This window comes from Pseudomonas sp. (assembly GCF_050739995.1).
Taxonomy (GTDB): domain Bacteria; phylum Pseudomonadota; class Gammaproteobacteria; order Pseudomonadales; family Pseudomonadaceae; genus Aquipseudomonas.
In genome coordinates, this window is the sequence record NZ_JBOICG010000346.1 from 1 (window position 1) to 5,417 (window position 5,417).

Here is a 5,417-nt window from a genome sequence, read left to right on the forward strand (position 1 = left end):
GGCCAGTTCCTCACCCCAGAACTGATCGTTGTAGAAGAAATTGCAGTTGAGCCGCTCGATGAACTCGCCCAATGCCGACGCCAGGGCGCCCTCTTTGGTCGCGCCCTTGCCGTTGGTGAAACACATCGGCGAATGCGCATCGCGGATATGCAACGACCACACGTTAGGCACAATATTGCGCCACGACGCGATTTCAATCTTCATGCCCAGGCCGGCCAGGATGCCGGACATGTTGGCGATGGTCTGTTCCAGCGGCAGGTCTTTGCCCGCGATGTAAGTACCGGCCTCGGACGTGGAACTGGGCATCAGCAACGCTTGCGCATCGGCGTCGAGGTTTTCCACTTCTTCGATGACGAACTCAGGGCCGGCCTGCACCACTTTCTTCACGGTGCAGCGGTCGATGGAGCGCAGGATGCCCTGGCGGTCTTTATCGGAGATATCCGTTGGCAACTCGACCTGGATCTTGAAGATCTGGTTGTAGCGGTTTTCCGGGTCGACGATGTTGTTCTGCGACAGGCGAATATTCTCGGTGGGAATATTGCGCGTCTGGCAGTACAGCTTCACAAAGTACGCCGCGCACAACGCCGACGAAGCCAGGAAGTAATCGAACGGTCCCGGTGCCGAGCCGTCGCCTTTGTAGCGGATCGGCTGGTCGGCAATCACCGTGAAGTCATCGAACTTGGCTTCAAGCCGAAGGTTGTCGAGAAAGTTGACCTTAATTTCCATGCGGGCACACCAGAATAACGGGCTAAACAAAATGGCCGCTATTATGAGGATTTTCGCCGGGAAGTCTCAGGGTTTTCCCAATTGCCTGCCGATCGGTTAACGTCCCTGCACCCACTGTAGAAGGCATCCGCCCATGTCCATCGCCGATAACCTGCTCGCCTTCACCTTCGCCGCCACGGTGTTGACGCTCACGCCCGGGCTCGATACCGCGCTGGTGCTACGCAACGCCACGGTGGAAGGTAAACGCCAGGCGCTGCACGCCACCCTGGGCATCAATGCCGGCTGCCTGTTGTGGGGCGCGGCCGTGGCGTTCGGGCTGGGCGCGTTGATTGCAGTGTCGGAAGTGGCCTTTAACCTGCTCAAGTACTGCGGCGCCGCCTATCTGGCGTGGTTGGGCGTGAACATGTTGCTGCGCCCGCGCCGTTCATTGGCACCCGCCCAGGCCGACGGCGCGGCCAGCGGTAACTGGTTTCTCAAGGGCATGCTGGGCAATGCGCTGAACCCCAAGGTAGGGATTTTCTACGTGTCGTTCCTGCCGCAGTTCATCCCCCAAGGCCATTCGTTGATCGCCTGGACCTTTGGCCTGGTGAGCATCCATGTGGTACTCGGATTCGTGTGGTCGCTGGTGTTGATTGGCGCGACGCAACCATTGTCCGGGTTCCTGCGCCGGGAAAAAGTCATCCAGTGGATGGACCGCACCACTGGGATGATCTTTGTGTTGTTTGCCGCGCGACTGGCATTCAGCAAGCGCTGAGCGTTATCACAGGCGGATCGACAACTCGATGTCATCGGCAAAGGGCACCGACAAATAACCGTTAGCCGGCGAGCGCACATGGGCCAGGTATTCCGGGCAATAGTCGGTATTGTCGGCCACCACCAAGGCGCCGGGCCGCAGGTGTTTCTCCACCCGGCCCAGCACATCGCCATACAGCGACTTGGCGCCATCGAGCAGTAGCAAGTCGACCGTTTCCGGCAGGCCGGTGCCCAGAGTCACCAGTGCATCGCCTTCACGGATCTCGATCAAGTCACTCACACCGCCTTCGATGAAATGCTCCCGTGCCAGGGCGATCTTCGACGCTTCGAACTCGCTGCCGATCAGCACGCCACCACCGTTGTCACGCAGCGCAGCCGCCAGGAACAGCGTGGACAGACCGAACGACGTGCCAAACTCGACGATGGCCCTCGCCTGGCTGCTTCGGGCGAGCATGTAGAGCAGGTTGCCGGTGTCGCGGGAAACCGGCAACCACAGGTCCTTGAGCATCGTGTAGAGCGCCAGGTATTCGGTTTTGCTGTGCATCAGGCGCTCACGCTCTTCAGGGGAGACGCTGTCGATGATCGGGCTGGTGGCGGCATTGGCTTGTGTGTAGAGGCGTTCGATCAGTGGCGCCAATGGCGCGGTGGTAAGGGTCGTCATGGTTGCTTTCCGTCAGGTTGGGGCTAGGATGCGACTAATTCGTCGCATTAAAAGTATGCGAGTGATTCATCACCCTCGCTATTCGCATTGGCCCAGACGTCGGAGCCCCTTCATGACACCCCGCCAAACCGCCCGGATTTCCTCGCGCAAGCAACCCCAGCAGGCCCGTTCCACCGAACTGGTGGCGGCGATCCTGCAAGCGGCTATTCAGGTTTTGGCCAAGGAAGGCGCCACCCGTTTCACCACCGCGCGCGTGGCTGAAAAGGCCGGTGTGAGTGTGGGGTCGGTGTATCAATACTTTCCCAACAAGGCGGCGATCCTGTTTCGGCTGCAAAGTGATGAGTGGCAACAAACCACGCAAATGCTCTGCGACATCCTCGACAAAACCGACACGCCACCGCTGACGCGCTTGCGCACCTTGGTGCATGCCTTCATCCACTCCGAATGCGAGGAAGCGCAGATGCGCGGGGCGCTGAGCGACGCGGCGCCGCTGTATCGGGATGCGCCTGAAGCCCTGGAAGTGCGCGCGGCAGGTCGTCGGGCTTTTCAAGGTTTCATGCTGGAACTACTGCCCGAAGTGCCTGAGAGCCACCGCGCCCTGGCCTGTGATCTGATCCTTACGACCCTCAGTTCGGTGGGCAAGGACTTCTCCTGCAGCCCACGCACGGCAGCAGACATTACGGCTTACGCAGATGGCATGGCGGATATGTTTCACGCCTATGTGAACACGCTCAATCAACGCTGATTGTTTAACAAAGCCCTATCTGAAGGTTCACAAACACTGATTGAACGCCCCCGCACACGATGGGAGCATCGACGACCATGATTTCGCCCTTGCGCTCGATCCGTCGCCACCTGCTCCCCTCCTTCGCGAAGGTGCAGGCGCGTTCCTGCGAAAACCCGCTGTTCAATCGCATCCTGGCCTTCTGGGCGCTGTGGCATTGCCGCCATGCACGCCCGCCCGACGCCCTCTTCTGATCAGTCGAAGCAGCCTCCCCGGCATTCATCCATCAGAAGGATCACCACCATGACCGCAGCCATGCGTCCTGTCATTGGCACTGCCCAACGCAGCGCCTCGTATTACACCGCCAGTATCAACGACACCACCGAGTACCCCACCTTGCAGGACCAGATCAGCGTGGACGTGGTGATCATCGGCGGCGGCTTCACCGGCGTCGCCAGCGCCGTGGAATTGGCCGAGCGTGGCCTCAAGGTGGCAATTGTCGAGACCAACCGTATCGGCTGGGGCGCCAGTGGGCGCAACGGCGGGCAAGTCACCGGCAGCCTGTCGGGCGATGAGGCCATGCGCCAACAAATGCGCCTGCGCCTCGGGGATGAGGTGGACGATTTCATCTGGCACCTGCGTTGGCGTGGGCATGAAATCATCGAGCAACGGGTGCATAAGTACGCGATTGCCTGCGATCTCAAGCACGGCCACTTGCATGCGGCGATGAAGCCCTCGCACCTGACCGAACTGCGCGCCTTTCACGACGAAGCCCAACGGCGCGGCATGGGCGATCAAGTCAGCCTGCTGGATCAGGCCGCCATTGGGCAACATCTGGACAGCGAGCTGTACCTGGGCGCCCTGAAAAACACACGCAACCTGCACCTGCACCCGCTGAATCTGTGCCTGGGCGAAGCACGTGCTGCGCACAGCCTGGGCGCGTTGATTTTCGAGAACTCCAAGGTGCTGGAAATCGTGCATGGCGAGCGCCCCGCCGTGATCACCGCCCAAGGGCGCATCGATGCCCGCCAGGTGTTGCTGGCCGGCGACGTGTACCACAAGCTCGAACCCCGGCAGCTCAAAGGCAAGATCTTCCCGGCCATGGGTGGGATCGTCACCACGGCGCCTTTGGGCGAGCTGGCACGCCAGATCAACCCCCACGACCTGGCGGTATACGACTGCCGGTTCGTGCTCGATTACTACCGCCTGACGGGTGACGGGCGATTGCTGTTCGGCGGCGGCGCCAATTATTCCGGGCGCGACTCACGGGACATCGCCGCCGAACTGCGTCCGTGCATCGAACGCACGTTCCCGGCACTGAAGGGCGTGGACATCGAGTTCCAGTGGAGCTGCGCCATGGGCATCGTGATGAACCGCGTGCCGCAGCTGGGCAAGCTGTCGGATAACGTCTGGTACTGCCAGGGCTATTCCGGGCATGGCATCGCCACCAGCCACATCATGGGTGAGATCATGGCTGAGGCCCTCACCGGCACCCTGGAGAAGTTCGACACCTTCGCCGGCTGCAAACACATCAAAGTGCCGCTGGGTGATGTGTTCGGCAACCCGATGCTGGCGGTGGGCATGTGGTACTACCAGATGCTCGAGAAACTGCGCTAACGGGCGCTCCACGACAGGGCGCAGCGGCTGCCGGGTTCAAATCCGTGGGCGTATTCATCGGCCAGAATCTCGGCCAGGCGCAAGTCCACTTCGGGCTTGAACCCCAGCCGCGTGTAGAAAGGTGCGTTCCACGGCACATGCTTGAATGTCGTCAACGTTACCGCGCACAGCATATTTGCATGAGCGTAGGCCATGGCGTTTTCCAACAGCTTGCGTCCCCAGCCCTGCCCCTGGATGGATTGCGCCACCGACACTTCATGGATATGCAGAGCATCGCCTTGGCGCTCTGCACTGAGGAAACCTTGGGGCTGGTCGTCGGCGTCAACAACCACCCAACAGGTCGACAATGCGATCAACTGTTGGTGCCGCTCGACCGTCATGGTGGCGGTGTCCGCCAGCCAACCCAATCCGTCAATTGATCGGAATACCTGGGCAGCAGACAGCTCGACACGGGGCAAAAAGAGCGCGTCATCTGAATGCGCGAGGCGAATATGGGCAGGCATAGGTTCTTATCTCTGATGGGCGACAGCAGTGTAAAGCCTTCGAAGAATTTCCTGTTTGAGTTCATGCAATCGCTGCTATGTTTCGCTCCTCTCCAGCGAAAGGACATGCCATGGAACCGTTAGCGACAAACGCGGCATTGGTGATCATCGACATGCAACAGGGCATGAATGACCCCAAGCTGGGTCGACGCAATAATCCTGACGCCGAGTTGCACATTCAACACCTGCTCGGCGCGTGGCGGCAGTCCCAACGCCCTATCGTGCATGTCCGGCATATGTCCCGCACGCCGGGCTCGGTATTCTGGCCGGGCCAGCCGGGCTGTGAGTTCCAGGCAGCACTGGCACCGCTCAAGCACGAACATGTGGTGGAAAAAAACGTTCCGGATGCATTCACCGCCACCGGCCTGGAGCGTTGGTTGCACATGCGCTCAAT

General features: G+C 60.4%; 8 protein-coding genes. 5 read left to right on the forward strand and 3 right to left on the reverse strand.

Annotation, left to right across the window (positions count from 1 at the left end):
* Nucleotides 1-726: OsmC family protein (locus tag ACRESD_RS11595; protein WP_431751025.1), on the reverse strand; the 726-nt coding region annotated here is incomplete at its 3' end.
* Between the two features lie 133 nt (nt 727-859).
* On the opposite strand from ACRESD_RS11595, the gene ACRESD_RS11600 reads away from it, so the two are divergent.
* Complete coding sequence (locus ACRESD_RS11600; RefSeq protein WP_431751026.1) at nt 860-1,480, forward strand: LysE family translocator; 621 nt, start codon at nt 860-862, stop codon at nt 1,478-1,480.
* Nucleotides 1,481-1,486: 6 nt separating this feature from the next.
* Here the strand turns inward: ACRESD_RS11600 and ACRESD_RS11605 are convergent, their stop codons facing one another.
* Nucleotides 1,487-2,140, reverse strand: coding sequence for an O-methyltransferase (locus ACRESD_RS11605; protein ID WP_431751027.1), 654 nt, complete (start codon nt 2,138-2,140; stop codon nt 1,487-1,489).
* Nucleotides 2,141-2,252: 112 nt separating this feature from the next.
* On the opposite strand from ACRESD_RS11605, the gene ACRESD_RS11610 reads away from it, so the two are divergent.
* The 3 genes from ACRESD_RS11610 to ACRESD_RS11620 all read left to right on the forward strand — a co-directional run bounded on the left by ACRESD_RS11610 (nt 2,253) and on the right by ACRESD_RS11620 (nt 4,481).
* A complete protein-coding gene (locus tag ACRESD_RS11610; protein ID WP_431751028.1) occupies nt 2,253-2,885 on the forward strand; it encodes a TetR family transcriptional regulator in 633 nt (210 codons plus the stop codon).
* Between the two features lie 77 nt (nt 2,886-2,962).
* On the forward strand, nt 2,963-3,118 hold the full coding sequence (locus ACRESD_RS11615) for a hypothetical protein (RefSeq protein WP_431751029.1): 156 nt from the start codon (nt 2,963-2,965) through the stop codon (nt 3,116-3,118).
* A gap of 61 nt (nt 3,119-3,179) precedes the next feature.
* A complete protein-coding gene (locus ACRESD_RS11620) occupies nt 3,180-4,481 on the forward strand; it encodes an NAD(P)/FAD-dependent oxidoreductase (protein ID WP_431751032.1) in 1,302 nt (433 codons plus the stop codon).
* Here ACRESD_RS11620 and ACRESD_RS11625 read toward each other — a convergent pair.
* Nucleotides 4,478-4,984, reverse strand: coding sequence for a GNAT family N-acetyltransferase (locus ACRESD_RS11625; protein ID WP_431751030.1), 507 nt, complete (start codon nt 4,982-4,984; stop codon nt 4,478-4,480). The genes ACRESD_RS11620 and ACRESD_RS11625 overlap by 4 nt on opposite strands.
* A gap of 110 nt (nt 4,985-5,094) precedes the next feature.
* On the opposite strand from ACRESD_RS11625, the gene ACRESD_RS11630 reads away from it, so the two are divergent.
* The coding region (locus tag ACRESD_RS11630) for an isochorismatase family protein (RefSeq protein WP_431751031.1) at nt 5,095-5,417 on the forward strand (323 nt) is incomplete at its 3' end.